Genomic DNA, 24,941 nt, shown 5'->3' on the forward strand with positions numbered 1-24,941 from the left:
TCAATTTCCCCTCGCGGACCTACTTGCTCAAGCTGGCGAGTGGAGGCTGGGCGCGGTCGGGCACGGGGCCGGAGGTATCGAGCTGGTAGTAATCGCGCACCTCGAACTTCCGGGCCATGAGGGCCATGCCGACGGCGGCGACGAGCGCGAGGCCACCATAGAAGAAGAACTGGCCGGAGCCGGTGAAGACGTTGAGGGCGGCGGCGATGGCCACGGCGACGTTGGCGAGCGAGGAGGTCAGCAGCCAGACGCTCTGCATGATGCCCTTCATCTCGCGGGGGGCCTGGGTGTAGGCGAACTCGAGGCCGGTGGTGGAGACGAGGATCTCCGACAGCGTGAGGACGATGTACGGCAGGAGCTGCCAGGCGATGTTGAGCGTGGTGCCCCGCTCGATGACCACCTGGTAGTAGCCGGCGATGGCGTAGGAGAGCGCGCCCACGGCGAGCCCCAGGGGCATGCGGCGCAGGGGGGTGAGCTCCCAGCCGGCGCGCTGGAGGGCGGGGTACACCACGCCCACGAGCAAGGGGATGAGGATCATCACCAGCGCGGGGTTGATGAACTGCATCTGGCTGGGCTGGAAGGTGACGGGGCCGATCTGCGGATCCATGGCGCGCGCCTGGATGACCCAGGTGGAGGCCTTCTGATCGAAGAGCATCCAGAAGAACGGGATGGTGGGCAGCAGCAGGGCGCTGATGCGGAAGACGGCCTTGGCGCCCTCGACGGCCTCGGCGGGGTGCTCCCGGGTGGCGCCGTCGAGCCAGTGCGAGCCCTGCCCGCGGTGGCGCAGCGCGGAGCCGACCACCTTGAGGAAGGAGTGGGGGTTGGGGCCGGTGGGGGGCACCCTCACGTAGTGATGGCGGCCCATCCAGAAGATGACGGTGGCGATGAACATCAGGATGCCGGGGATGCCGAACGCCACCGCGGGGCCGAAGTGCTTGAGGGTGAGGGGGATGGTCAGCGAGGCGAAGAAGGACCCGAAGTTGATGGTCCAGTAGAAGATGGCGAAGACCTTCTTCACCAGGTGCTTGTTGGACTCGTTGAACTGGTCCCCCACCATGGCGCTCACGCACGGCTTGATGCCGCCGCTGCCCAGGGAGATGAGGACGAGGCCGGCGTAGAATCCGGTGGCGTTGTTCTCGAAGATGGCCAGACAGGCGTGGCCCAGGCAGTACACGAGGCTCAGCGAGAGGATGACCTTGTACTTGCCCAGCCAGCGGTCCGCGAGGTAGCCGCCGAACAGCGGGAAGAAGTACACGCCCGCCATGAAGAGGTGCATCAGGCTCTTGGCCTGGGCGGAGCGGGCGCCCTCGTCGGGCACGGCGTTGCGCAGCAGGTAGTCGATGAGGAACACCGTGAGGATGTTCCGCATCCCGTAGAAGCTGAAGCGCTCGCAGGCCTCGTTCCCGATGATGAAGGGAATCTGGGGCGGGAAACGGGCGCTGGGCGTCGCGGTGGGGGCGGCGGTGGACGGGCTGGCCATGGACGGGAGGGTTACTCCAGCGGTGGCTCCGAGCACAACCCGCGGTGCGCGTGAGCCCTCCCGAAATGGCTCAGGGCATCACGGCCACGCCGACGTAGGGCCCCGTGAAGAAGTCACGGTTGGGGATGCCGTTGGGGTCCAGGCGGCCCTGGTCGTCCAGATAGGTGGCGCGGTAGCCCCCCCGCAGCCGCACCGGGCCGAGCTCCAGCGCCAGTCCGGCCTCCCCGCTCAGCTGGGTGAAGGGCAGGGGCGTCCACTGGGCGCTCGCCTCGAGCTCGAGCGGACCCGCCACGCGCATCAGCGTGCTCGCGCCCAACCCCGGTCCCACGAAGGTGGCGCTCGGCGCGAAGGCCAGGTCCACGCCGGCCAGCAGGCGCACGCGCAGGTCCTCGCGCGCCACCAGCACCACGCCCGGCTTGAGGGACACCAGCGTGAGGGTGTCCCGTCCCGGCGAGCCATCATCCGTGGCCAGGTTGAAGAGGGTCATCCGGGCGCCGACGGCGAGCTGCTCGCCATCCGCCTGCAGCCCCAGCCCCATCGCGTAGCCCTCCGAGACGAAGCCCGCATCCGCCGTGAGGTCCACCCGGGAGGGCATCGAGGGCTCGCTGGGAGCCGCCGAGGCGCTCGGAGGAGGCATCATCCGGCGCCGCCACGCCAGGTCGTAATACCGGCCGTAGAGGAACGGGCGTCCCGGTCCCATGTACGGCCAGGCCCAGGCGGGGTCGTAGTAGTAGCGGGTCCAGGGGTCTCCGTAGAACCCGTAGTACCCGGGCCCGGAGTACGGGTTGGAACGGGGCCTGCCCACGCCCACGCCGCTGGCCGGATGCGGGGGCCTCGGGGACGAGGGCGACGAGGGCGCTGACGGCGAGGAGCGCGGGCGCTTGCCGAAGCGCGCCTCGGCACTTCCGGAGCCGAGTCCCATCAGGAGCGCGGCCAGGACAGCGAAGCCTTGTTTCCACATGGTCCTACTCCCGTGCAACCGGCGGTGAAGGGGGGCCGGTTGTCCTTGCGCGCGGCGCAACACGCGCCGGGACAGGATACTCCCGGCGCGTCCCGCATGCAGGGGGGGAGCCTCCGGGCCCGAGCTCGAGCAACTGGTCCGACAATCGGACCAGTTGGTGAGTCGCGCGGCCGGGAGGTCCCTCCGAAACGCCTAGCGCAGCAGCGCGAGCGCGATGGGCGGCACCACCAGCACGGCGACGAACAGCCCGCCCCACACCAGCGCCTGCTGGTTGCGTGCGCCATCCAGCGCGTCCATCACCCGCTCGTCGAGCTTCTCCTCGGCGAGGTCCTGGAGCCGCTCGAGCGTCAGCTCCACGGTGTTCCGGTCGCGGCTCTCCTCGCCGATGATGTCGATGAGCTTCGTCTCGATGTGGAGGCACACCTTCAGCTTGAGGCGCCGGAAGATGGAGCGGGAGAAGCCCTTGAGGCCCGACTCGTCATCATCGCTCGTGGCGTACGCGGTGATGGCGCGGCTCAGCACGTCCCGCAGCTTCTGGATGGGCAGGGGCTTGCGGAGGAGCTCCGGCGTGTTCACGCCCTCCACGAGGCCGGCCGCCCGCTCGAAGACGCGCTCGACGATGCGCTGGCAGAGCTTGTGCTGCTGCACGAGGTTCATCGCCACGCGGCCGATGCCGCGCCACAGCCCCGCGGTCCCCAGCCCGATGGCCCCCGCCGCCATGTAGACGAGCAGCAGGCCATAGACGAGCACCCCCCAGTTCTCCGACGGGTGGTGGAGCAGGCCGGTGCCCTTCTCGACGAAGAAGGCCACGATTCCGAGCATGAAGCCGGCGGCGCCGAGCCCCAGCGCCCGGGAGCCGACGGTGGCCGCGGCGGAGGCGATGGCGCCGGTGATGGGGCCCATCTCCCTCAACGAGCGGCGCGGCGCGGCAGCGGCGGCCCTGCGGCGCGTGTCCGAGTACTCGACCTGCTCGTTCTGGATGGGTGCGTTGCTCACCGTGTCTCCCCCTGGGATGCCGACGTCGAAAGAGGCCGCCACGATAGGTCGGTGTGTGCCGGGTGCTCAACGCCCCCAGTCTGTGGGCGGCTGTAGGCAGGGGTTCCCTCGCTGTCACGCATCATTCGCCGTAGACTCCCTTACAGAGAGGTGATCGCCATGATGTCCGGACTGAAGACGGGTCTGGTGCTCGGAGGTGGTGCCGCGCGAGGGGCCTACGAGGCCGGAGTCCTCTCGTATCTCCGCGAGGAGCTGGAGCCCGAGCTTGGTCGGCCGCTGAGGCTCGACATCCTCGCGGGCACGTCGGTGGGGGCCATCCACGCCTGCTACCTCGCCGCGACGAGCGACCAGCCAGCCTCGCAGGGCCGGGGCTTGCGGGCGCACTGGACGGGCATGAAGGTGGAGGAGGTGCTCCGGGTCGGCGTGGGAGACGTCTTCCGGGTGCTGCGCGAGGCGCTCGGCAAACCGGCGCCCCATCCGCGCGATCTCCAGTACGGCGGGCTGGTGGATCCCCGCGGGCTGCGGGCCATCGTGAGCCGCGGCATTCCCTGGCTGGGGATCGCCCGCAACATGCGCAGGGGCCATATCGACGCGCTCGCGGTGAGCGCCACGCACGTGGGCAGTGGACGGGCCTCGGTGTTCGTCCAGCGGCGCGACGGTGTCATTCCCGCATGGGGCAATGATCCCTCGTACCAGGCCGAGGCCACGCGCATCACCCCGCACCACGCCCTGGCCTCGGCGGCCATCCCGGTCGTCTTCCCGGCGGTGCGCCTGCGCGGCGGGCTGCACGTGGATGGAGGGCTGCGGCTCAACGTCCCGCTCAGCCCGGCGCTGCGGCTGGGCGCGCAGCGGGTGATCGTCGTGTCGCTGCGGCACGAGGCCCTGCGCGCCCGGAAGGCCCCGGGCCCGCAGGAGAGCACCGAGCAGGAGCGCGAGCAGGCGCTGGCGACCGCGCCGTTCCTCGCGGGCAAGATGCTCAACACGCTGATGATGGACCGCACGGACCAGGACCTCGGCCGGCTGCGGCGGCTCAACGCCATCCTCGAGGCGGGGACGGTGGCCTACGGGCCGGACTTCGCCCGGACGCTCAGCGGCGTGCTGGGACACCACCGCAGCCAGCCCCTGCGCTACGTGCGCGAGCTGCTGGTGCGGCCCTCGAAGGACATCGGCGCGCTGGCCGCCGAGTACGTCCGCACGCCCGAGTTCCGCCGCCGCAGCAGTGGCCTGGCGCACAAGGCGATCCTCCGGCTGGTGGACCGTGACGCCGCGCACGAGGCGGACCTGGCCTCGTACCTGCTCTTCGACGGCGGCTTCGCGGACATCCTCATCGACCTGGGCCGGCAGGACGCCCGGGCCCTGCGCGACGAGTGGCTGCGCTTCTGGTCGGACGAGCCGCAGACCGTGTCGGAGCGGGCCACGCACCCTCCCGCGGCGAGCGCCGCCTGAGCCGGTGGCGCCCCGCGGCCCTCCCTACTGCTTGTACTCGTACTCGCCGCCCGGGTAGACGAAGGAGTCGCGCGGCGCGTACCAGCACCAGCCCTCCACCTTCTGCAGGGGGCTCGAGGGCCGCAGCGCGTAGACGGGGTGGTCCTTGGCGAGGAACTCGAGCGACACCAGCTCGAAGGGCGAGGCCAGCTCCCCCACGTAGGGGTAGTTGCCGGCCACGAGCTTGCCATTCACCTGCGTCACGTAGGTGAGGTGCCCGCGCGCCACCGAGGCGATCTTCGAGCCCACCCGGGCCACCGTGCGGATGATGGGGGTGCCCTCGACGCGCGTGGTGGCCACCAGCTCGCCACCGTGGAGCTCCAGCGTCGTGGTGCCGGGGGAGGCGGGGACGCCGCGCTCGCGCACGTAGCCGCGCACGCGCTCCGAGGAGTTGAAGTAGTGGGTGAAGAAGCGCGACGGCGTCACTCCATCCGGCGCGGTGCGGCCCGCCAGGTCCAGCCCCAGGTACGTGAGCGAGTAGGCGCCGAAGCTCGAGGTCTGATCCTCGGAGTCGACGACGTACTGGTTCATGTAGATGGCGCGGTTGGCGGCGGGCTGGAGTCCCTTGGGCAGCAGCGCGGCGGCGGCGTGCGGATCCGCGGGAATCCAGCTCGAGTACAGCATGCGGCTGTTGATGACGAGCTGCGGTGCGGCGAGAGATGACTCGGACACGTGTACTCCCCCCTGCGAGTGTGGTGGGCCTGGATGCCAGCGCAGGAGGGAGGGGGGCGCAAGTTAAAGAGCGCCCGGTGTGTCCGGTCAGGCCGCGGGAGCGGCCGTCTCGGGAGGCTTGCGGCCCACGCGATTCTTCCGGGACTTCGTCAGCACGTGCTTGAGGTAGCGCCCGGTGTGGCTCTCCTTCACCTCCGCCACCTGCTCGGGCGTGCCCGTGGCCAGCAGCTGGCCGCCGCCCGCGCCGCCCTCGGGCCCCATGTCGATGAGCCAGTCCGCGCTCTTGATGACGTCCAGGTTGTGCTCGATGACGAGCACCGTGTTGCCCGCCTCCACCAGCCGGTTGAGCACGTGCAACAGCTTGCGGATGTCCTCGAAGTGCAGGCCCGTGGTGGGCTCGTCGAGGATGTACAGGGTGCGGCCCGTGGCCACGCGCGCCAGCTCGCGCGCCAGCTTGATGCGCTGGGCCTCGCCACCCGACAGCGTGGGCGAGCTCTGCCCCAGCCGGATGTAGCCCAGGCCCACGTCCTCCAGCGTCTGCAGCACGCGCATGATGTCCTTGTGCGCGCCGAAGTGCTGCATCGCCTCGCGCACGCTCATCTCGAGCACCTCGGCGATGTTCTTCCCCTTGTACCGCACCCGCAGCGTGGCCTCGTTGAAGCGCTTGCCGTTGCACACCTCGCACGGCACGTACACGTCCGCCAGGAAGTGCATCTCCACCAGCTTCACGCCATCGCCCTCGCACGCCTCGCAGCGTCCGCCCTTGATGTTGAAGGAGAACCGTCCCGGCGTGTACCCGAAGGCTCGCGCCTCCGGCGTCATCGCGAACACGTCGCGGATGGAGTCGAAGAGCTTCGTGTACGTGGCCGGGTTGCTGCGCGGCGTCCGTCCGATGGGCCGCTGGTCGATGTCGATGACCTTGTCCAGGTGCTCCAGCCCCGTGATCGCCTTGTGCTTGCCGGGCACCTCGCGGCTCTCGTACAGCGCGCGCGCCGCGGCGGGGTAGAGGATCTCATTGATGAGCGTGGACTTGCCCGCGCCCGACACGCCCGTCACCGCCACGAACATCCCGAGCGGAATCTCCACCGTGACGTCCTTGAGGTTGTTCTCCTTCGCCCCCTGGATGACCACCTTCGCCTTGCCGGGCACCCGGCGCTGCTCGGGGATGGCGATCTCCTTGCGGCCGGACAGGTACGCGCCCGTGGAGCTCTTCTCGTTGGCCATCACCTGCGCCGGCGTGCCCTCGGCCACCACCTGGCCGCCCAGCTCGCCCGCGCCCGGCCCGAAGTCCACCAGCCAGTCCGCCTCCTCCATCGTCTCCTCGTCGTGCTCCACCACCACGACGGAGTTGCCCAGGTCGCGCAGCCGCTTGAGCGTGGCCAGCAGCTTGCCGTTGTCCCGCTGGTGCAGGCCGATGGACGGCTCGTCGAGGATGTAGATGACGCCCGTGAGCTCGCTGCCCATCTGCGACGCCAGGCGGATGCGCTGGCTCTCGCCGCCGGACAGCGTGGACGCCGTGCGGTCCAACGTCAGGTACGCCAGCCCCACGTCCTCCAGGAAGCCCAGGCGGCTGCGGATCTCCTTGAGCAGCTCGGTGGCGATCTTCCGCTCCGTCTCGGTGAGCTGCATGTCCCGGAGCCAGCGCAGCGCGTCGCCGATCGTCTGCCGGCTCAGCTCCACGATGGAGCGCCCGTGCACCTTCACCGCCCGGCTCTCCGGCTTCAGGCGCGCGCCATCGCACGTGGGGCACGGCTTGTCGCTGAAGAACTTCTGGTAGTAGGTGCGCATCGCCTCGGACGTCGTCGTCTTGAAGCCGCGCATCAGCCTGTTGACCAGGCCCTCCCACTCCATCTCGTAGCGGCCGCCATCGCCCCACTTCACGGTGAAGCGCTTGCCCTCGGCGCCGTACATCAAGATCTTCTTCGCCTTCGCCGGCAGCTTGCCGTACGGCGTGTCCAGGTCGATGTCGAAGTTCCCGGCCAGGCTCTCCACGAAGTCCGCCGTCCAGCCCTCGCCCTTGTTCATGCCGCTGGCCCACGGCTCCACCGCGCCGTCGCGCAGGCTGCGCGAGGGGTCCGGAACAATCCGCTCCGGATCCATCTCCGCCTTGGTGCCCAGGCCGTTGCAGTCCGGGCACATGCCCAGCGGGTTGTTGAAGGAGAACGAGGAGGGGCTCAGCTCGCCGAAGGACAGGCCGCACGCGTGGCAGGCGTTGAGCTCGCTCATGATGCGATCGCTCGCCGGATTGCCCGTCTCATCCGTGAGGATGAGCATGCCCTTGCCCTCGCGCAGCGCCGTCTCCACCGCGTCGGTGAGCCGCGTGCGCACCTCCGGCTTGAGCACCAGCCGGTCGATGATGAGCGCGATGTCGTGCTTGGACTTCTTGTCCAGCTCGATGCGCTCCTCCAGGCCCTTCACCTTGCCGTCCACGCGCGCGCGGGAGAAGCCGCGCTTCTGCGCCTCGGTGAGGATGTCCTTGTGCTCGCCCTTGCGATTGGTGACCACCGGCGCCAGCACCATCACCTTGGTGCCCGCGGGGGACTCCATCAGCGTGTCGACGATCTGCTGGGCGCTCTGCTTGCCCACGCGATTGCCGCACTGGGGGCAGTGCTGCACGCCCACGGAGGCGAAGAGCACGCGCAGGTAGTCATGCACCTCGGTGACGGTGCCCACCGTGGAGCGCGGGTTGTTGCTGGCCGCCTTCTGCTCGATGGAGATGGTGGGCGACAGGCCGCGGATGGTGTCGTACTTGGGCTTCTCCATCTGCCCGAGGAACTGCCGCGCGTACGCGGAGAGGCTCTCCACGTAGCGGCGCTGGCCCTCGGCGTAGAGCGTGTCGAACGCCAGCGAGCTCTTCCCCGAGCCGGAGACGCCGGTGAACACCACCAGCTTCTTCTTCGGAATCTCCAGGGAGATGTTCTTGAGGTTGTGCTCCTTGGCTCCGCGGATGGAGATGACGTCGGGCTCGGACATGGGGGCGCGATCTACCACTGAAAGGGCGCGCAGGTAGGGGATTCTGGCGCGCGGGGTTGCCGGGGGGTTGAATGGTCCTGAACGCCTGGATTTTCAACGCGAATCCCCCCCTCCGCCCGGGCGGGGAGCGGGCGGGCGAGCGGGCTGGGGACGCGGGCGTTTCCGCGTTAGGGTGCCGCACCCATGCCCTCCATCCCCGAGCGTCTGCGCGGCTCGCCGCTGCTCGTCATCTCCAGCCTCATGTTCGCCGTGATGGCCTTCTGCGCGCGCACGGTGGCGGGCCGGCTCTCGGTGGGGCAGGTGGTGTGCGCCCGCTTCGCCATCGGCCTCGTCTTCCTCGCCTTCTACTTCCCGCTCACCGGCACCCGTCCACGCATGGGACGGCCCGTGCTGTGGGCCCTGCGCGGCCTCTTCGGCGGCGGCTCCGTCTACTGCTACTTCGTGGCCATCGACCGGCTCGCGGTGGGGCCCGCCACGCTGCTCAACGCCTGCTGGCCCATCTGCGCCGCCATCCTCGGCATCTTCATCCTCGGCGAGCGCGTGAATGGCTACCTGGCCACCGGACTGCTGGCCACCACCTGTGGCGCGGGGCTCGTCATCTGGAGCACCGTGGAGGGAGGCCTGTCGCTCACCTCGGGCGTGGGCGCGTGGGCCGGGGTGGCCTCCGCGCTCCTCAGTGGCGCGGCCGTCATCGCCCTGCGCGCCCTGCGCGGGGACACCGACGCCGCCTCCATCTTCCTCTCCTTCTGTCTCTTCGGGCTGCTCTTCGGCCTGCCCTTCGCCCTGCAGGACTGGCGGCCCGTGACATCGGACATGGTGCTGCCGCTGCTCGGCGTGGGCCTGTCCTCCGTGGTGGCGCAGATGATCTTCACCTACGCCATGGGCTACGTGACGGCCGCGGCCGGAGGCATCACCACGCAGCTCACCCCGGCCTTCTCCTGGCTGCTCGGCGCGCTGCTGCTGGGCGAGCCCCTCCGCCCGCTCGCCATGGTGGGCTCCCTGGTGTGCATGGGGGGGGTGCTGTGGGGGACGGGGCTGGTCCCTCGCCTGCTCCTGCCGGAGGCGCGGCCCGCGCCCTGAGCGGGGAGTCCGGGGGAGTGCGCGTTTCCCTTTCTCGCCCCCGCGCCTTCCGGTTTTTTCCCGTCACCTGGCGAGCACTCTGGAAATCTTTTCAGCGAGGCCGGGCCCCAGGGGCAGGGGGATGCCCACTGGAGTCCAATAGTTTTCCCCGTAGTCCCTCGACTTGTCACAGCGTTGGGTAACGAAGGGGTGTCGCGGTGCGGCGGGCCCCGGGGTTGCAAGAGCCCTCACCCAAGGTGTGGCTGGTGATCGCGCGGGCGGTGCAGGCGCTCGCCGGTCCGGGGAGGTTGCGATGTTGGGAATGCGCTGGGTGTGCGTGGCCGCGTGCCTGATGGCCCTCGCGGGGGCGGGCTGCGATCGGCCGTCGTCGCATCGGGCTCCGTCGGGGTTGGGGGCGTCACCGGAGAAGCTGGAGTTCGGGCTCTCGGCGGTGGGCGTGACCAAGACGATGAAGGTCCGGCTGTCCAACCGGGGCCGCGCGCCCTTCAGGGTGCACGGCGCCCGGGCCACCCTGCCCAACGTGGAGGTGGCGCCCTTCGACGCCTTCGAGCTGAAGGCCGGCGGAGAGCGCGAGGTGGAGGTGCGCTTCACGGCGGACGTGGAAGGCGCGGTGGCCGGCATGCTGGAGGTGCTCACCGACGCCGACAACGTGGGCCGGGAGGGCGTGGCGAAGCTCGGCCTGGACGGGCAGGGCGTGAAGGCGCTCGTGGAGGTGCCGGCGCGCGCGCTGGACTTCGGCAACGTGGAGCTGGGCCAGGTGGAGATGCGCGAGCTGGTGGTGCGCAACCCCACGCGGGTGGAGAGCCCGGTGCGCGTGTCCTTCGACGGCGCGGACGCGGATCAGTTCGGCTCGAGCGAGGCGGGCAGGTCCTTCCTGCTGCGGCCGGGAGAGGAGCGCCGGGTGCCGCTGTCCTTCAGCCCGCAGCGGCTGGGCGCGGCCGCGGCGCAGGTGCACGTGGGCGTGGAGTGCCCCATGTGCGAGCCCGTCGTGGTGAACCTGTCGGGCACGGGCATCGCCACGCTGCTGGAGGTGACGCCGCTGCGCGTGGACTTCGGCCGCGTGCCGGTGGGGGCCACCGCCGAGGAGCGCGTCATCGTGCGCAACCTGGGCACCGAGGCCATGGCGTACGGCGGGGTGAAGCTGCTGGACAACACGGGCAATGCCTTCCGCGTGGTGAGCGCGCCCCCGGTGGCCGCCGGGGTGCTGGCCGCGGGCGCGGTGGCGGAGATTCGCGTGGCCTTCACGCCCACGGCCCCCGGCCCGGTGCGCGAGGCGCGGCTGGAGCTGGACGTGAAGCCCCTGGGCACCTCGAAGCCGGGGCCCAAGGTGTCGCTGCGGGGCGAGGTGGGCAACTCGTGCGTGGCGCTGCAGCCGGATCCGCTCGACTTCGGCGTGGTGGCCGAGGGCATGAGCGCCACCCGGGACGTGCAGGTCATCAACCGCTGCCGCACGGACGTGCTGCTGAGCGACGTGGCGCTCACCACGAAGAAGGGCGGCTACTTCCTGCTGGCGACGGCGCCCTCCAGCCTGCCCATTGCCGCGGGCCAGTCCGCCGCCGTGCCCATCACCTTCATGCCGCGCGCCGGCCTGGGGGAGGGCGCGGCGGAGCTCTCCGTGAAGATCAGCAACGGCGCCAGCATCTCCACCGAGGTGGTGGAGGTGAAGGGCACGGGCAAGGTGTTCGCGCCCTGCGAGTACGTGCTGGAGCCGGAGGTGGTGGAGTTCGGCAGCGTGCCGGTGGGCTCCGAGGTGACGCTCGGCGCGACGGTGCGCAACACCGGCACGTCCGAGTGCTTCCTCAAGGGGATGCAGGTGGCGGGCGGCTCGGATGACGCCTTCCGGGCGGAGCGGCTGGGCAACCAGGTGCTGATGCCGGGGCAGCGCGCGCGGCTGCTGGTGCGCTTCAAGCCGGGCTCGGAAGGGGAGTTCTCCGGCATGGCGGAGGGCTGGGTGAACCACGCCAGCGCCGGCCATCTGCTGGTGCCGCTGCACGGCCAGGGCGTGCAGGGGTGCTTCTCGGTGCAGCCCACCAGCCTGGATTTCGGCATCACGCGGCTCACCTGCGGCCCGCGCGAGCGCGAGCTCATCGTCTACAACGACTGCCCGGGGCCCACCACCGTCAGGGCCCTGCGCACCGAGGGTGATGCCTCGGACTTCAAGGTGTCCCACGGCCTCGCGTTCCCGGCGGTGCTCGCCCCCAAGAGCCGGGTGGCCATGAAGGTGACGTACGAGCCGTCGAGCGACGGGGATGACGCCGCCGCGCTGCGGTTCGACCTGGCCACGGGCGCGCCCTACACGGTGGGCCTGATGGGCAAGGGCGTGCTGAAGAACGAGCAGACGGACGAGTTCGTCCAGGAGGCGCAGGCCAAGGTGGACGTGCTCTTCGTGGTGGACAACTCGGGCTCGATGATGGACGAGCAGCAGAGCCTGGGCGCCAACTTCTCGGCCTTCCTGTCCCACGCGGGCGAGGCGGGCGTGGACTACCACATCGCCGTCACCACCACGGGCCTGGAGCGCTCCTCGGGCGGCTGGGCGGTGTGCCCCGGTGGCGCCGAGGGCGGTGAGAATGGCCGCTTCTTCCCCGTGGACAACTCCTCGCCCCGCATCATCACGCCCTCCACGCCCGGGGCCGAGGCCGTCTTCGCCCGCAACACCAACGTGGGCGTGTGCCACTGGAACGAGCAGGGCCTGGAGGCCATGTACCGCGCCCTGTCGGATCCGCTCGTCTTCGACATGGATGACCCGCGCACGCCGCAGACGCTGGACGGCAACGCCGGCTTCCTGCGCGAGGACGCCAAGCTGGCCATCATCGCCGTCACCGACGAGGAGGACTTCTCCCCGCAGCCGGTGTCCGCCTACGAGACGTTCCTGCTGGGCCTCAAGGGGGGGGATCGCTCCAAGGTCCTCTTCTCCGCCATCGCCGGGCCTGGGGACCTGACCACCTGCCCGCGGGCCAGCAGCACCGGCAGCCGCTACATCCAGCTGGCCCAGGCCACCGGCGGCGTGGTGGAGAGCATCTGCACGCCCAACTGGGCCGAGTCGCTGGAGCGCATCTCGGAGAACGCCTTCGGTCCCAACCGCTCCTTCCCGCTCAGCGAGACGCCCGCGGACACCTCGCGCATCGTGGTGCGCGTGGACGGTGGGGTGGTGACGGGCGGGTGGACGTACGACGCGGCCAGCAACACCGTCATCTTCGACGTGGACAAGGCACCGCAGCCCGGGGCCAGCGTGCAGATCACCTACCCGGTGGGCTGCTAGCACCGGGAGTGCGAGAGGCTCGCGCGGGGGGCGCTCTTCGCGGGGCGCCCCTTTTCCTTTTTGACACACTGCGCGGTAATCCCACTCGACAGCACGAGGGGGGCGGGGCAGGGTGATGGGTACGATGGCTCCAGAATCCCTCCTGGTCGCCGCAGTGGGAGACATCCACGGCCGCTTCCGCCGCGTGGACTCGTGGCTCGACGCGCTGGCGGAGGCGCGGGGCCGTCCGGTGGGCCTGGTGCTGGCCGTGGGCGACGTGGAGGCCTTCCGGCAGGCGGATGATCACCGCCGCAAGGCGGCCAAGCGCGCCATGCCCGCCGAGTTCGCCGAGTACGCGGACGGCATCCGGGAGATGTCGCGGCCGCTGTACTTCATTGGCGGCAACAACGAGGACTTCGAGGCGCTGCACGACGGGCCGGAGGGCTTCCAGCTCGCGCCCAACGTGCACTACCTGGGGCGGGCGGGCCTGAAGGAACTGCACGGGCTGCGGGTGGGCTACCTGTCGGGCATCCACGCGCCGCGCTTCTACGGGCAGCCGTTGAAGCGGCCGCGCTCGCTGGATACGGCGAAGCAGGCCGGGTACTTCCGCGCGCCCGAGGTGGAGAAGGTGGCGGCGCTGAAGGACATGGATCTGCTGCTGGTGCACGAGTGGCCGAGAGGGTTGCCGCAGCGGGCGCAGGAGCGCGAGGTGCCGCCGCCGGGCCGGACGCTGCCCTCGTACTGGATTGGCAATCCCATCACCCGGCGGCTGGTGGAGACGGTGCACCCGAAGTGGGTGCTGTGCGGGCACTCGCACCGGGCCTTCGCGGTGTCGCTCGGGGGCAACGCGGCCAGGCCGCTGACGCGCGTGGCGTGCCTGGACCAGGCGGCGCGGCCCGAGGAGTCGGTGTTCTGGATGGAGTTCCAGGGCCGCGAGGTGGCGTGCGCCGGGTGGGGTGTGTCGGGCCAGGTGTCGTGGCGGGCCGGGCAGCCGTGGGGCCTGGGCGTGCTGCCGGCGCCCGTGGAGCCCGAGCCCCTGGGCACGGGCTGCTGACACGCGCCGGTGAAGCGTCAGTGTCCCCCGCCATGGAGCAGGCCCACGAAGACGACGCCGTCCAGGAGCACCACGCCCAGCGCGAGCCACATCCGGCGGATGGGCGTCCGGGTGACGAAGGTCAGCACGAGTCCGCAGCAGAGCAGCAGCGCTTCGAGCAGGAGGAGTCCTGAATAGTGGAGGCTCGAGCGGTAGCGGAGGCCGCCCACCTCCGTGCCGAAGCGGTACTCCTCGGGATGCAGCAGGTAGGAGGCCAGCGTCGCCACGCAGAGGGCGAGCAGCAGGAAGATGAGCAGCTGGAGCAGCCCGTTGAGCCAACGAAGCCAGCGCGAGGCCGGTGGGCTACTCATATTTCACGGTCAGGTCCATGTCCTTGCCATAGGCCCGGAACATCTTGACGAAGTTGGGCATCTGGCCCACCAGGTCGATGCACCCGGCGGAGCCCGCGCTGTCGCCTCCATGAATGGAGAACCCGCTGCGCCCGTAGGTCTTCGTCCCGGACTTGGGTTTCAGCCAGATGCGGTGCTTGCCCCAGGAGCTCTCTCCACCCGGCCAGCCGCCGCGCCCCAACTCGTTGATCAGCTTGTCGAGCAGGCTGCGCTCCGGCATCTGCTGGTACTGCCCCTGGGCGACGAGCCACTCGCCTTCGGGAATGGGTCCCTTGTCCGCCTTGTCCTGGTGCTCCCTGGTCTGGTAGCCGCTCCTTCCCGAGACCGCCGGCCAACTGGTGGCGCAGATCTTGTCGGGGAAGGCCTGCCTCCAGCGCAGCATGTGGCCGTTGAAGTGGAGCGTGGCGGGCTCCACGGAGGCCTGGGGCGCCATGATGCGGGCGAGTTGTTGGATGACCTGCTCGTCGCTCATCAAGGAGACCTGGACGGTAGGCGCCGCCCTGGCGAGCCACTGCCTCGCCTGCTGCATGGCCATGGGGGTGCTGCGAAAGAAGTGCATGTGTTGCCCTGTCCAGGACATGCCGTGCTCCTCCAGGCTCCGTACTCCGCGATGGGGCTAACTCAGTGTCATCCGCCGGGCACGTCAAGTGCTGAATGGTGCACCGGGGTTCTGCCTCCCCTGACCCCTGGCGGCCTCAGAACTGCCCGGAGAACATCACACCGCCGAGGCCACCGGACACGTTCATCGACATGCTCGTGGCTCGGGACGCCGGCGCCTCCTCGCGGCCGTGGAGCAGCAGGGGCATGCCCACACCGAAGATCGTGCCCGCCGCCGCGCCCACCAGCACGTCCGTGAGGTAGTGCCGGTCCGCGCCCATGCGCAGCAACCCGATGGACGCCGCCGCCGGCAGGCCCACCGCCCAGATGAGCCAGCGGTTCTTGTAGCCGCGCAGCTCGGACACCGTGCCCGCCGCCGTGACGAGCGCGAAGGCCATGTTGGTGTGCCCGCTGTAGAAGGACAGGTTGTTGTCGGTGGGGTGCCTGGTGCTGCCCTTCTGGTCCTCGGGCAGCACGTGGACGAAGGGGCGCTCGCGGCCCACCGAGAACTTCACCACCTGGTTCACCAGCGCGGCCACCGCCACCGACTCGATGATGATGGTGGCGTCCTGCGCGTAGTACCTCAGCGGCGCGCCGCTCCCCGAGGACAGCAGGTACTGCGCCCCGAGCACGCCCACCGGGAGCACGCCGAAGCCTCCGATGTTGCTCCACAGGTCCCAGCGCTCGCGGCCCTCGAACGTGTCCGCGGCCACGCTCCGGCCCCACCGGTCGAATCCGTTGAGGGTGTCCGTTCCATCCACCGAGCGGTCGCACCAGCGGCAGGTCTTCGGAGCGAGGTCCTTCTTGAAGAGGGCCTCACTGCCGATCCACAGCACCCCGGCGGCGGCGGTGATGGCTCCATCACGCGTCCAGTCGAAGTCGAGCGCCTGGACCGTGGGGGCGTCCGCGGCCTGCCGGGCCGCCGAGGGGAGGGCCTCGGAGGGGAGGGGGGAGGAGGCGGCCAGGGAGGCGAGCGCTAGAAAACAAAGAGCGGTTGGCATATCGGCGAGCATAAATACGCCCTCCGCCCCGTTCTACACTCCGCCGCCCCGTATGACCGATTCTCGCCGTACCCTCCAGGTCTTCCCCGACAATGGTCGCCGTCTGGCCGCCCTGCGCGCGGCCCGCGGCCATGCGGGAGTCGTGCGGGGGGACGCCTTCCTGACCTGGGAAGGCTTCCTCGATGCACTCGGAGGCGCGCGGGAACTGGGCCGCCGTCCGTGCTCGCCCGTCGTGGCGCGCACCGTGGTGGCCTCGCTGGCCCAGGGCCTGAGCGACACCCCCTTCGGCGACTACGTGCACGAGCCCGCCTTCGCCCGCGCCGCGCTGGAGGTGCTGCTGGACCTGAAGGCCGGCCGGCTCTCCCCGCGCGAGCTGCAGGACGCGCTGGAGGTGCTCCCTCCCGAGCGGCGCAACCGGGCCCGGACGCTCGCGTTGCTGCACCACGGCTACGAGCAGAAGATGGCCGAGCTGGCCCTGGCGGACCGCGAGGACGTGGTGCGCGGGGCGCGCGAGGCCCTGGAGCGCCAGGCCTGGCCCGCGGCCTGGGACGACGTGGGCCACATCGTGCTGCACGGCATCTACGACGTGCGGCCCTCGGGGCTGGAGCTGCTGATGGCCCTGGCGGCCGTCTGTGACGCGCGCCGGGTGACGATGCGCGTGGAGACGCCGGTGGGTGGCTCGCCGGTGGCGGACGCGGCGCTGGCGGCGCTCTTCCGCGCCTTCGAGAACCGGGGCGAGACCCTGCCCCACGTGGACCTCTTCAAGGCGGACGTCACCTTCGAGTCCCGCCCCATGGTGGATCTCGGCCGCCACCTCTTCTCGCCCCGCGCGGCGAAGGACGTGCTGAAGGACGCGGTGGAGGGCCTGCGGATGTGGAGCGCGGGCTCGGCGCGGGACGAGGCCCGGCTCATCGCCCGGGACGTGCGCCGCAAGGTGTCCGAGGGCGTGCCTGCGGGCAGCATCGCCGTGGCGTGGCGCGACCTGGGCTCCGAGGCCCGCTGGGTGGCGGACGCGCTCGGCGAGCTGGGCGTCCCCGTGCGCCTGCCCTGGGGCGAGCCGCTCGCGCTGGCCGGCCCGGTGCGCCTGGCGTTGGACCTGCCGCTGCTGGTGGAGGACGGCTTCCCCGCCGAGCGCGTGGCCGATCTGGTCTCCAGCCGTTACGCGCCCGCGCTCTCCCGGGGCGCGCCCGCGGCTCCGGCGACGCTCCTCACGCTCGCGGCGGTGCGGGATGACCGGCTGGGCGCGACGCGGGGCAAGGGCGCGTACGACCTGCGCCTGGAGTCCCTGGCGAAGCGGCTGGAGCCGTTGCCGGACCAGGTGCGCAAGAAGGAGCAGCAGCGCGCCCACGAGGCTCGGGTGCTGCGCGAGCGGTGCCTCTTCCTGCTGGAGTCCTGCCGCCGCATTCCGGAGCAGGGGCGGGTGTCGGAGCTGCTCGCCGCGTGGTGGCAGGTGGTGCGGCGGTTGGGGCTGCTGGACTCGGAGGGGCCGCTGGAGGCCGCCTCGGAGGACGGCCTGGGTGCGCTCGTGCTGGATGCCCGGGCCCGGGACGATGCCGCGCGGGCGGCGCTCACGCAGCGGGTGCGGGAGCTGGAGCGGACGCTCGCGGCGGTGGGCGGAGGGCCCCGGCTGAAGCGGCGCACCTTCGGCCGCTGGCTGCAGGACATGATGCGCGACGTGCACCTGCCCGCGCGCGGGCCCGCGACGGGCGCCGTGGAGGTGCTGGACGTCCGCGAGCTGGAGGGGCGCACCTTCGAGCATGTCTTCATCGGCGGCATGGCCGAGGGCCGCTTCCCCGGCCGTGATGCACCCAATGCGCTGCTGGGGGACGCCGAGCGCATCGCCCTCAACAAGCACCTGGGCCGGGACATCTTCCGCCTCACGGGCGGCGAGTTCGAGGATCGCGCGCCCTGGCGCCTCACCGAGGATCGGCTGCTGTTCGCCAGCGTGCTGGCCTCCGCCGGGGAGACGGTGAGCCTGTCCTTCGCGGTGGAGGGGCAGGGAGGCCAGGAGCAGGCGCCCTCCACCTTCCTGGAGGAGGTGCGGCGGTTGACGGGCATGTCGTGGGAGGCGCGCTCGCTGCCGGCCATCGCGCCGCTCGACGAGGTACTCACCGAGGCGGAGCTGCGCCAGCGCGTGGTACTGGAGTCGCTCGCGCTCCCGCGGCTGCGCGTCTCCACGCCGGACCCCGCCCGGAACGTGCTCCAACAGCACTTCGAGGCCGCGCCGTGGCTCGTCTCGGCGAAGGAGATGGTGCAGGTGGAGATCGAGCGCCTGCACTTCTTCGGAGACACGCGCAAGCGCGCGGGCCGCTACACGGGCGCGGTGGAGGATCCGGCGCTGGCCGAGGCCGTCCGCGAGGCGTTCCGTTTCGACCAGGACCGGCCGCTGTCGGCCTCGGCGCTGGCCCGGTTCGGCAACTGCGGCTTCCAGGGGTTCCTGTCCTACGGGCTCAAGGTGCCCGAGCCGGAGCAGCCGGGCGAGGAGTTCGATCGCCGGGGGCAGGGCGTCTTCTGGCACCGGGTGCTGGAGGAGTTCTTCAAGCGGCTCAAGGAGCGCGAGCTGCTGGGCCGGGGCCTGGAGGAGCTCCCGGAGACGCTGCTGGACGAGGTGCTCGACGAGGTGCGGGCGCAATTCGAGCAGCGGCACTACGTGGGCCACCCGGCGCTGTGGAGGCTGGCGCGCGAGCGGGCGAAGAACATGGTGCGCCGCATCCTCATGGACGAGCGGCGGGGCCTGCCCTTCGAGCGTTTCGAGCCCGCGGGTTTCGAGCTGCGCTTCGGGCCGCGCAACCCGGCGGAGGGGTGGAACGAGGTGACGCTGCGGGTGGGCGAGGATGTCATCCACTTCGAGGGCACCATCGACCGGCTGGACATGTCGGGCGGCGAGGTGGGCGTCATCGACTACAAGTCCGGCAAGCTGTCGAAGTCGGAGCTGAAGAAGAAGCTGCTGGACTCGGACTTCCAGCTGCCGCTGTACCTGTACGCGGCGCGGGCGAGTGGTCATCGCAACACGCGCAACGCGGCGTGGTTCTCGCTGCGCACGGGAGACGTCATCTACCTGTCCGACGTGCTGGAGAAGGACGCCGTCGAGCTGGAGGAGCTGCTGTCCACCGAGCCGCAGGTGCGGGAGCGGCTGGCGGCGGAGGCGAAGCCCAACCTGGCCAACGCGGTGGAGGCGTTGGTGAACACCGTGAGGGCGGGGCAGTTCGCCATGAGACCGAAGGACTGCGGGAGCTGCGGCTACCGGGCCGTGTGCCGCATCACCGAGCGGCGGCTGGTGGAGGAGGAGGGTGCCCATGAGTAGGCCCTTCCACCTGGCGCTGGAGAAGAACCTCGCCCTGATGGCGGGTGCCGGCGCGGGCAAGACGTACAGCCTGGTGACGATGACGCTGCACCTGCTGGCCGGGGCGCGCGAGGGGGCCAAGCCCTTGCGTCCCTCGCGGCTGTGCATGGTGACGTTCACCGACAAGGCCGCGGCGGAGATGCGCGCGCGTGTCCGGGCGCGCCTGGATGCGCTCGTGCAGGCCGAGCCGAAGGCCCTGCTGGAGCCGGAGCTGCGCGCCTCGCTCGAGCGGCTGGGTCAGCCCTTCCCCACGAAGGACGCCTGGCGCGCCATGCGCGAGGAGCTGGGCTCGGCCTCGGTGGGCACCTTCCACTCGCTGTGCGGCCAGCTGCTGCGCCGTGCGCCGCCGGGCTCGGGGGTGGACGCGTCCTTCGAGGTGCTCGACGAGCTGGAGGCCCGCACGCTGGTGCTGGACGTGTGCGAGCGCGTGGTGCTGGACGCGCTGGAGGCCGGTGAAGCGGGCGTGCGCGAGCTGTGCCAGGAGCTGACGTTCTCGGGCTCGGACTTCACCGAGGGCCTGGTGTCCTCGCTGTCCGCTACCTACGGCAAGCTGCGCGAGGAGGGCCTGCGCGCGGCCGAGGTCCGCATCTCCAGCGCGGACGAGATGCGTGCCGGCTTCGAGGCGCTCGCCGTGCGGTGCAAGGGCCTGTGCGCCACGGTGAGCGAGCTGGACAAGAAGGGCGAGTGGCGCGAGCTGCGCGAGAAGCTCGAGGCCACGCTGGAGGGCCTCACGCCGGAGAACTGCTTCGAGCCCGAGCGGCTGCCCTCGCTCAAGGCGGCCTTCCTCGAGGACGGACGCGACGTGCGCCGGCTGAAGAAGGAGCCAGGCAACTCGATGAAGGAGCTGTACTGGGCCTTCTTCGGGAAGAGCGACGGCTCGGTGATGCGGCTGGAGGATGCGTACGCCGGGTGGCGCACGGCGCCTTTCGAGGCCTCGTTCCGCTCGTTGCTCTCGCAGGTGGAGGCACGCCACGAGGAGGAGTTCGCCCGGCGCAACGCCCTGGACTTCACCGCGCTGCTGGTGAAGACGCGCGACCTGCTGCGAGACATCCCGGACTACCGCCGTCAGGTGCAGGAGCGCCTGGGCGCGCTGATGGTGGACGAGTTCCAGGACACCAACCGCCTGCAGCTCGAGCTGGTGCTGCTGCTGGCCGAGAAGCGTGACGGAGGCCCGCGCCCGGTGCGCCCGGACGAGAGCCTTGTGGACGCGCTCCCGTTGGAGCCTGCCTTCCTGTGCGCGGTGGGAGACCGCAAGCAGTCCATCTACGAGTTCCGCGGCGCGGACGTGTCCGTCTTCGAGGTGCTGGCGAAGAAGATCGAGTCCGAGGGCGGCGTGCGGGACTTCCTCCAGCACAACCGGCGCTCGGTGCCGCCGCTGCTCGAGTTCTTCAACCACGCCTTCGCGGGCGTGCTGGTGGGAGGCGAGGGAGGCGCGCGCCCGTACGAGGTGGTGTACGTCCCGAAGGAGGACGACCTCGCGGCGGTGAGGGAGGAGCGGGTGCCCGCGCCGGTGGTGGAGCGGCTCGTGCTGGACGACGAGGAACTCTCCACGGGCGAGCTGCGCGCGGCGGACGCGGAGTCGGTGGCGAAGCGGCTGAAGGTGATGCTGGCGCCGGGGGCCGAGCCCCTCGTGGAGCGCGAGGACAAGGAAGGCCTGCGTCCGGTGCGTGGCGGGGACGTGGCCATGCTCTTCCGGACCTTCACGCACCTGGAGGTGTACCGGCAGGCGCTCATCCGCCACGGCATTCCGCACCGGGTGTTGCGCGGACGAGGCTTCTACGGCGCGCAGGAGGTGCTGGACCTGGCCTCGCTGCTGTCGCTGCTGGCGGACCCCGATGACGCGCTCGCCTTCGCGGCGGTGTTGCGCTCGCCGATGGTGGGGTTGTCGGACGCCTCGCTCTTCCGGCTCGCCGGGCCCGAGGGCCTGTCGTTGCCCGCCGTGGAGCGCGGAGGCTCCTCCTCTTTGGAGGGGCTGCCCGAGGGCGAGCGGGCGCGGCTGGAGCGCTTCCTCACGGCGCTACCGTCGCTGCGGCGCGAGCGGGACCGGCTCGGTGTGCGCGCGTTGCTGCTGTCCGCGATGGAGGTGACGGGCTACCGCGAGTCGCTGGCGGGCACGCCGTACGCGGAGCAGGCGAGCGCCAACGTGGAGAAGCTGCTCTCCCTGGCGGGCCGGCGTGACGAGCGCGGCACGGGTGGCTGCGTCACCTTCGCCCGGGAGCTGCAGCGGCTGGCCAACGAGGAGCCCACGGAGGCCCAGGCGGATCTGCTGGAAGCGGGAGACCCTCGCGCGGTGCAACTGCTCACCATCCACCGCGCCAAGGGCCTGGAGTGGCCGGTGGTGATGGTGCCGGCGCTCGGCAGTCTGCGCCGCTTCACCAGTGGACGGGCGCTCTTCGAGCGGACCCATGGCCTGTGCTTGCGGCCGTGGTTGCCGGACAGCCTCGACAAGTACCGCTCCCCCCGCTACGACGAGGTGAAGGACGAGCTGCGGCGGCGCGAGACGGCCGAGTACCGGCGCGTGCTGTATGTCGCGCTCACCCGAGCCCGGGACAGGCTCATCCTCTCAGGCGGCGAGGAGCGCGGCGCGTCCGACTCGTGGTGGTGCCTGCTCGACGAGCGGTTGGGCGAGGACCCGCGGCTGCGCGGGCTCGTCGAGGACCTGGACGTGGAGACGTTGCCCGCGCCCCCGGAGGTGGACGAGCCGGAGGCCGTGGACCCGTCGGAGCAGGAGGCTCGCGTCGAGGCGGCCCTGCAGCGCGTGCACGACGTCCCCGCGCCTGCCACGCCCGAGGTGGCGGCGGTGGGGACCGAGGCCGTGCAGGACTTCGTGGTGTGTCCGCGCCGCTACCGGTACGTGCACCAGCTCGGGCTGCGCGCGGAGGGAGCGCCCTGGGAGACGCCGCCGCGCGTGTCACCGCTGTACATCGAGCGGGATGCCTGGGGCGCACCGGCGCTGGCTGTCTCGGACCGGGTGCTGGCGCTGCTGCGCGGGGTGGACTTCCGGCTCGCCACGACTCCGCCCGCGGAGCGGCGGGGCCGGCTGGAGGCGCTCGTGCGCGAGGTGGGCTGGGACCTGGGCGAGGACGGCGTGGAGGAGGCGCTGGCCACGGTGGAGCGCTTCCTGGGCACGGCGTTCGCTCGCAAGCTGGCCGCCGCTCCCGCGTCGAGCGTGCATCGCGCGTTGCCCTTCGTCCTGTCCCTGCCGGGAGATGCTCCGGCGGCGCTCGAGGGCGAGGTGGACCTGCTGTGGCAGACGCCCGCGGGCGAGGCGCGGGTGGTCGTCTTCAAACCGGGCAAGCGGTCGCCTCGGGGCGTGGAGGCGCATGCCGAGTCGCTGGCGGCCGTGCTGCTGGCCTCGCGGCGGCTGGTGCACGAGGGCGTGCCCGTGGAAGTGGGGGTGGCCTTCCTGGGCGAGGACGTGCCGGAGCCCGAGTTCCCGGCGCCCGCCGTTGACATGCAAGTCATCACCGAGCGCCTGCGGGAAGCGGCTCGGGGGCTGGTGGAGGCGGACGTGCGGGGCCGCTGGCCGGGCAGGGAGCCGTCGGTCTGCCAGACGCTGGCCTGTGGTTATGCCGGCCATTGCCATTCCGGATCACTTCCCACTTCAGGGCGATGACGGCCCGTGGGGAAGCGTGGTAAGCGGGCCGCAATATGCCGAACGTCGTCGTCATCGGAGCGCAGTGGGGAGATGAGGGTAAGGGCAAGGTCGTGGACCTGCTCACCGAGCACGCCCAGGTCGTCGTCCGTTTCCAGGGCGGCAACAACGCGGGCCATACCCTCGTGGTGGGTGGCCAGAAGACGGTGTTGCACCTGATCCCCTCGGGCATCCTCCATGCGGGGAAGACCTGTGTCATCGGCAACGGGGTGGTGTTGGACCCCGCCGTGCTGGTGAAGGAACTGGATGCCCTCAAGGAGCGCGGTTTCCTCAAGGACGACTCGCACTTCCTCATCTCGGACAACGCGCACGTCATCTTCCCGTGGCACAAGCTGCTGGACACGTACCGCGAGAAGGCCCGCGGCGTGAGCGCCATCGGCACCACGGGGCGTGGCATCGGCCCGGCCTATGAGGACAAGGTGGCGCGCCGCGGCATCCGCGTGCGCGACCTGCTCAACGCCGAGCGGCTGCGCAAGCGCATCGACGAGCGGCTCCCGGGTGTGCGCGACGAGCTGCGCGAGCTGTGCCGCGCCGCCAACGAGACGCCTCCCGAGCTGGACGCGCAGAAGTTCCAGGACGAGTTCTCCGCGCTGGGTGAGCGGCTGCGGCCCCATGTCACGGACGTGTCCCTCTACCTGGCGGGCCAGGTGCAGCGTGGGGCGCGCATCCTCTTCGAGGGCGCCCAGGGCACGCTGCTGGACGTGGACCATGGCACCTATCCGTTCGTCACCAGCTCCAACTGCGTGGCGGGCAACGCGGCGGTGGGCTCGGGCCTGGGCCCCACCACCATCGACAAGGTGATGGGCATCAGCAAGGCCTACACCACGCGCGTGGGCGGTGGCCCCTTCCCCACGGAGCTCACGGACGAGACGGGGGACCGGCTGCGCAAGGTGGGTGACGAGTTCGGCGCCACCACGGGCCGTCCTCGCCGGTGCGGCTGGCTGGACGGCGTGGTGCTGCGCTACGCGGTGCGCGTCAACGGGCTGTGGGGCATGGCGCTCACCAAGCTGGACGTGCTCTCCGGCCTCAAGACGCTGCAGATCTGCAACGCCTACGAGCTGGACGGCAAGCGCATCACCGAGCTGCCCGGGGACTACGAGGACCTGGCGCGCGTGAAGCCTCTGTACGAGACGCTGCCGGGCTGGGACGACAAGCTCGCCGGGGTGCGCACCTTCGACGAGCTGCCCGAGGCCGCCAAGCGCTACGTGCGCCGCGTGGAGGAGATCTCCGGCGTGCCCGTGGTGTGCATCTCCGTGGGTGCCGACCGCGGCGAGACGGTGCTGCTGCAGAACCCCTTCCGCAGCTGAGCCGTCCGCGTCTGAGGAACTCCGGACACTCGGAGTTCCCGGAAAGACGTGCCCCGGACTCCCTCGGCAGGAAAGCGAGAGAGCGGGTGGCGGATGTCAGGCCCCCGCCTTAGCTTTTTCGACATGAACGGGGGCGATCCGAAGGCAGGCAGGCAGGTGTTCCGCCCACACGCAGTGCTCGCGGCCATCATGGGCGCCGCGACCCTGCTCTGGCTGGGCGTCTTGTTGTACCTGGTGCGGTTCGAGGGGGTTCCGGTCCAGACGTTCCTCTCGGCGCTCTTCTTCGTCCTCTTCTTCGCGGTGTCGGTGACGTACTACGGCCGCACGCGAATCATCGTGGACGCGGGAGGCATCACGTACCGGGGACTGGTGCGCACGCGGCGCTTCTCCTTCGCGGACATCCGCAAGGTGGACGTGCTGCCCGGGCCGGTGACGGTGTACGCCGTGCGCGCCGGCCGGGGCCTGGTGCACTTCACCAGCCTCTTCGCGGACCACCGCCGCCTGGCGCGGCTCCTCGTCGAGCGGGCCGGGCTCCTGCCGCTGCGCGCCTGACCTGGGGGCCATGAGGCCCGGTCCATTTTCCCCTAGCCCGGATTATTCACCAGGGCCTGGCGAGAAGCCGCGAAGGGGCCGTGCGCAGACCCAGGGGGCACGATCTGGCTCGTTGCCCCTATCTGTCAGGTGAGCGGAAGTCAGGTTGGCAAAGGGGC

General features: G+C 70.9%; 16 protein-coding genes. 8 read left to right on the forward strand and 8 right to left on the reverse strand.

From position 1 onward, the window contains the following. Positions 1-19: 19 nt before the first annotated feature. The 3 genes from AC16DP_RS12680 to AC16DP_RS12690 all read right to left on the reverse strand — a co-directional run bounded on the left by AC16DP_RS12680 (position 20) and on the right by AC16DP_RS12690 (position 3,437). Positions 20-1,480: a POT family MFS transporter gene (locus AC16DP_RS12680; RefSeq protein WP_329731288.1), complete on the reverse strand. Its 1,461-nt coding sequence runs from the start codon at positions 1,478-1,480 to the stop codon at positions 20-22. Positions 1,481-1,550: 70 nt separating this feature from the next. Continuing rightward, positions 1,551-2,441, reverse strand: coding sequence for a hypothetical protein (locus AC16DP_RS12685; protein ID WP_329731287.1), 891 nt, complete (start codon positions 2,439-2,441; stop codon positions 1,551-1,553). A 192-nt stretch (positions 2,442-2,633) separates the two neighbouring features. Then, positions 2,634-3,437 carry a hypothetical protein gene (locus tag AC16DP_RS12690; RefSeq protein ID WP_329731286.1) on the reverse strand — a complete coding sequence of 268 codons (804 nt, stop codon included), beginning with the start codon at positions 3,435-3,437 and terminating at the stop codon, positions 2,634-2,636. 159 nt (positions 3,438-3,596) lie between these two features. Here AC16DP_RS12690 and AC16DP_RS12695 point away from each other — a divergent pair, with 159 nt between their 5' ends. Then, a complete protein-coding gene (locus AC16DP_RS12695; protein ID WP_329731285.1) occupies positions 3,597-4,883 on the forward strand; it encodes a patatin-like phospholipase family protein in 1,287 nt (428 codons plus the stop codon). Positions 4,884-4,907: 24 nt separating this feature from the next. Here AC16DP_RS12695 and AC16DP_RS12700 read toward each other — a convergent pair whose 3' ends face one another. Next, a complete protein-coding gene (locus AC16DP_RS12700) occupies positions 4,908-5,594 on the reverse strand; it encodes a hypothetical protein (protein WP_329731284.1) in 687 nt (228 codons plus the stop codon). A gap of 87 nt (positions 5,595-5,681) precedes the next feature. Further along, on the reverse strand, positions 5,682-8,567 hold the full coding sequence (gene uvrA / locus AC16DP_RS12705; RefSeq protein ID WP_329731283.1) for an excinuclease ABC subunit UvrA: 2,886 nt from the start codon (positions 8,565-8,567) through the stop codon (positions 5,682-5,684). A gap of 183 nt (positions 8,568-8,750) precedes the next feature. Between uvrA and AC16DP_RS12710 the strand changes: the two genes are divergently transcribed. From AC16DP_RS12710 to AC16DP_RS12720, 3 genes are all read left to right on the forward strand, one after another. Continuing rightward, complete coding sequence (locus AC16DP_RS12710) at positions 8,751-9,647, forward strand: DMT family transporter (RefSeq protein ID WP_329731282.1); 897 nt, start codon at positions 8,751-8,753, stop codon at positions 9,645-9,647. A gap of 292 nt (positions 9,648-9,939) precedes the next feature. Further along, on the forward strand, positions 9,940-12,906 hold the full coding sequence (locus tag AC16DP_RS12715) for a choice-of-anchor D domain-containing protein (RefSeq protein WP_329731281.1): 2,967 nt from the start codon (positions 9,940-9,942) through the stop codon (positions 12,904-12,906). A gap of 124 nt (positions 12,907-13,030) precedes the next feature. Then, positions 13,031-13,939: a metallophosphoesterase family protein gene (locus AC16DP_RS12720; protein ID WP_329731280.1), complete on the forward strand. Its 909-nt coding sequence runs from the start codon at positions 13,031-13,033 to the stop codon at positions 13,937-13,939. A gap of 17 nt (positions 13,940-13,956) precedes the next feature. On the opposite strand, the gene AC16DP_RS12725 is transcribed toward AC16DP_RS12720, so the two are convergent. The 3 genes from AC16DP_RS12725 to AC16DP_RS12735 all read right to left on the reverse strand — a co-directional run bounded on the left by AC16DP_RS12725 (position 13,957) and on the right by AC16DP_RS12735 (position 15,938). Then, positions 13,957-14,289: a hypothetical protein gene (locus tag AC16DP_RS12725; RefSeq protein ID WP_329731279.1), complete on the reverse strand. Its 333-nt coding sequence runs from the start codon at positions 14,287-14,289 to the stop codon at positions 13,957-13,959. Further along, a complete protein-coding gene (locus tag AC16DP_RS12730; protein WP_329731278.1) occupies positions 14,282-14,887 on the reverse strand; it encodes a tlde1 domain-containing protein in 606 nt (201 codons plus the stop codon). Before AC16DP_RS12730 ends, AC16DP_RS12725 begins: the two co-directional genes overlap by 8 nt. Positions 14,888-15,023: 136 nt before the next feature. Then, positions 15,024-15,938 carry a phosphatase PAP2 family protein gene (locus AC16DP_RS12735; RefSeq protein WP_483956711.1) on the reverse strand — a complete coding sequence of 305 codons (915 nt, stop codon included), beginning with the start codon at positions 15,936-15,938 and terminating at the stop codon, positions 15,024-15,026. A 40-nt stretch (positions 15,939-15,978) separates the two neighbouring features. Here AC16DP_RS12735 and AC16DP_RS12740 point away from each other — a divergent pair, with 40 nt between their 5' ends. The 4 genes from AC16DP_RS12740 (at position 15,979) to AC16DP_RS12755 (ending at position 24,783) form a co-directional block, all read left to right on the forward strand. Beyond that, the gene (locus AC16DP_RS12740) at positions 15,979-19,230 is read left to right on the forward strand and encodes a PD-(D/E)XK nuclease family protein (RefSeq protein ID WP_329731276.1); all 3,252 of its coding nucleotides are present in this window, start codon (positions 15,979-15,981) and stop codon (positions 19,228-19,230) included. Then, entirely contained in the window at positions 19,223-22,885 is a 3,663-nt protein-coding gene (locus AC16DP_RS12745; protein ID WP_329731275.1) for a UvrD-helicase domain-containing protein, read from the forward strand. Before AC16DP_RS12740 ends, AC16DP_RS12745 begins: the two co-directional genes overlap by 8 nt. A gap of 35 nt (positions 22,886-22,920) precedes the next feature. After that, positions 22,921-24,231: an adenylosuccinate synthase gene (locus tag AC16DP_RS12750; RefSeq protein WP_329731274.1), complete on the forward strand. Its 1,311-nt coding sequence runs from the start codon at positions 22,921-22,923 to the stop codon at positions 24,229-24,231. Between the two features lie 123 nt (positions 24,232-24,354). After that, positions 24,355-24,783: a PH domain-containing protein gene (locus AC16DP_RS12755; RefSeq protein ID WP_329731273.1), complete on the forward strand. Its 429-nt coding sequence runs from the start codon at positions 24,355-24,357 to the stop codon at positions 24,781-24,783. Positions 24,784-24,941: the final 158 nt, after the last annotated feature.

This window comes from Archangium sp., from assembly GCF_057119385.1.

What these genes read in the sequence shown, in the direction of transcription:
- AC16DP_RS12680 (WP_329731288.1), bottom strand. Translation starts at nt 1,480, where the DNA reads ATGGCCAGCCCGTCCACCGCCGCCCCCACCGCGACGCCCAGCGCCCGT.
- AC16DP_RS12685 (WP_329731287.1), bottom strand. Translation starts at nt 2,441, where the DNA reads ATGTGGAAACAAGGCTTCGCTGTCCTGGCCGCGCTCCTGATGGGACTC.
- AC16DP_RS12695 (WP_329731285.1), top strand. Translation starts at nt 3,597, where the DNA reads ATGATGTCCGGACTGAAGACGGGTCTGGTGCTCGGAGGTGGTGCCGCG.
- uvrA (WP_329731283.1), bottom strand. Translation starts at nt 8,567, where the DNA reads ATGTCCGAGCCCGACGTCATCTCCATCCGCGGAGCCAAGGAGCACAAC.
- AC16DP_RS12710 (WP_329731282.1), top strand. Translation starts at nt 8,751, where the DNA reads ATGCCCTCCATCCCCGAGCGTCTGCGCGGCTCGCCGCTGCTCGTCATC.
- AC16DP_RS12715 (WP_329731281.1), top strand. Translation starts at nt 9,940, where the DNA reads ATGTTGGGAATGCGCTGGGTGTGCGTGGCCGCGTGCCTGATGGCCCTC.
- AC16DP_RS12720 (WP_329731280.1), top strand. Translation starts at nt 13,031, where the DNA reads ATGGCTCCAGAATCCCTCCTGGTCGCCGCAGTGGGAGACATCCACGGC.
- AC16DP_RS12725 (WP_329731279.1), bottom strand. Translation starts at nt 14,289, where the DNA reads ATGAGTAGCCCACCGGCCTCGCGCTGGCTTCGTTGGCTCAACGGGCTG.
- AC16DP_RS12730 (WP_329731278.1), bottom strand. Translation starts at nt 14,887, where the DNA reads ATGCACTTCTTTCGCAGCACCCCCATGGCCATGCAGCAGGCGAGGCAG.
- AC16DP_RS12735 (WP_483956711.1), bottom strand. Translation starts at nt 15,938, where the DNA reads ATGCTCGCCGATATGCCAACCGCTCTTTGTTTTCTAGCGCTCGCCTCC.
- AC16DP_RS12740 (WP_329731276.1), top strand. Translation starts at nt 15,979, where the DNA reads ATGACCGATTCTCGCCGTACCCTCCAGGTCTTCCCCGACAATGGTCGC.
- AC16DP_RS12745 (WP_329731275.1), top strand. Translation starts at nt 19,223, where the DNA reads ATGAGTAGGCCCTTCCACCTGGCGCTGGAGAAGAACCTCGCCCTGATG.
- AC16DP_RS12750 (WP_329731274.1), top strand. Translation starts at nt 22,921, where the DNA reads ATGCCGAACGTCGTCGTCATCGGAGCGCAGTGGGGAGATGAGGGTAAG.
- AC16DP_RS12755 (WP_329731273.1), top strand. Translation starts at nt 24,355, where the DNA reads ATGAACGGGGGCGATCCGAAGGCAGGCAGGCAGGTGTTCCGCCCACAC.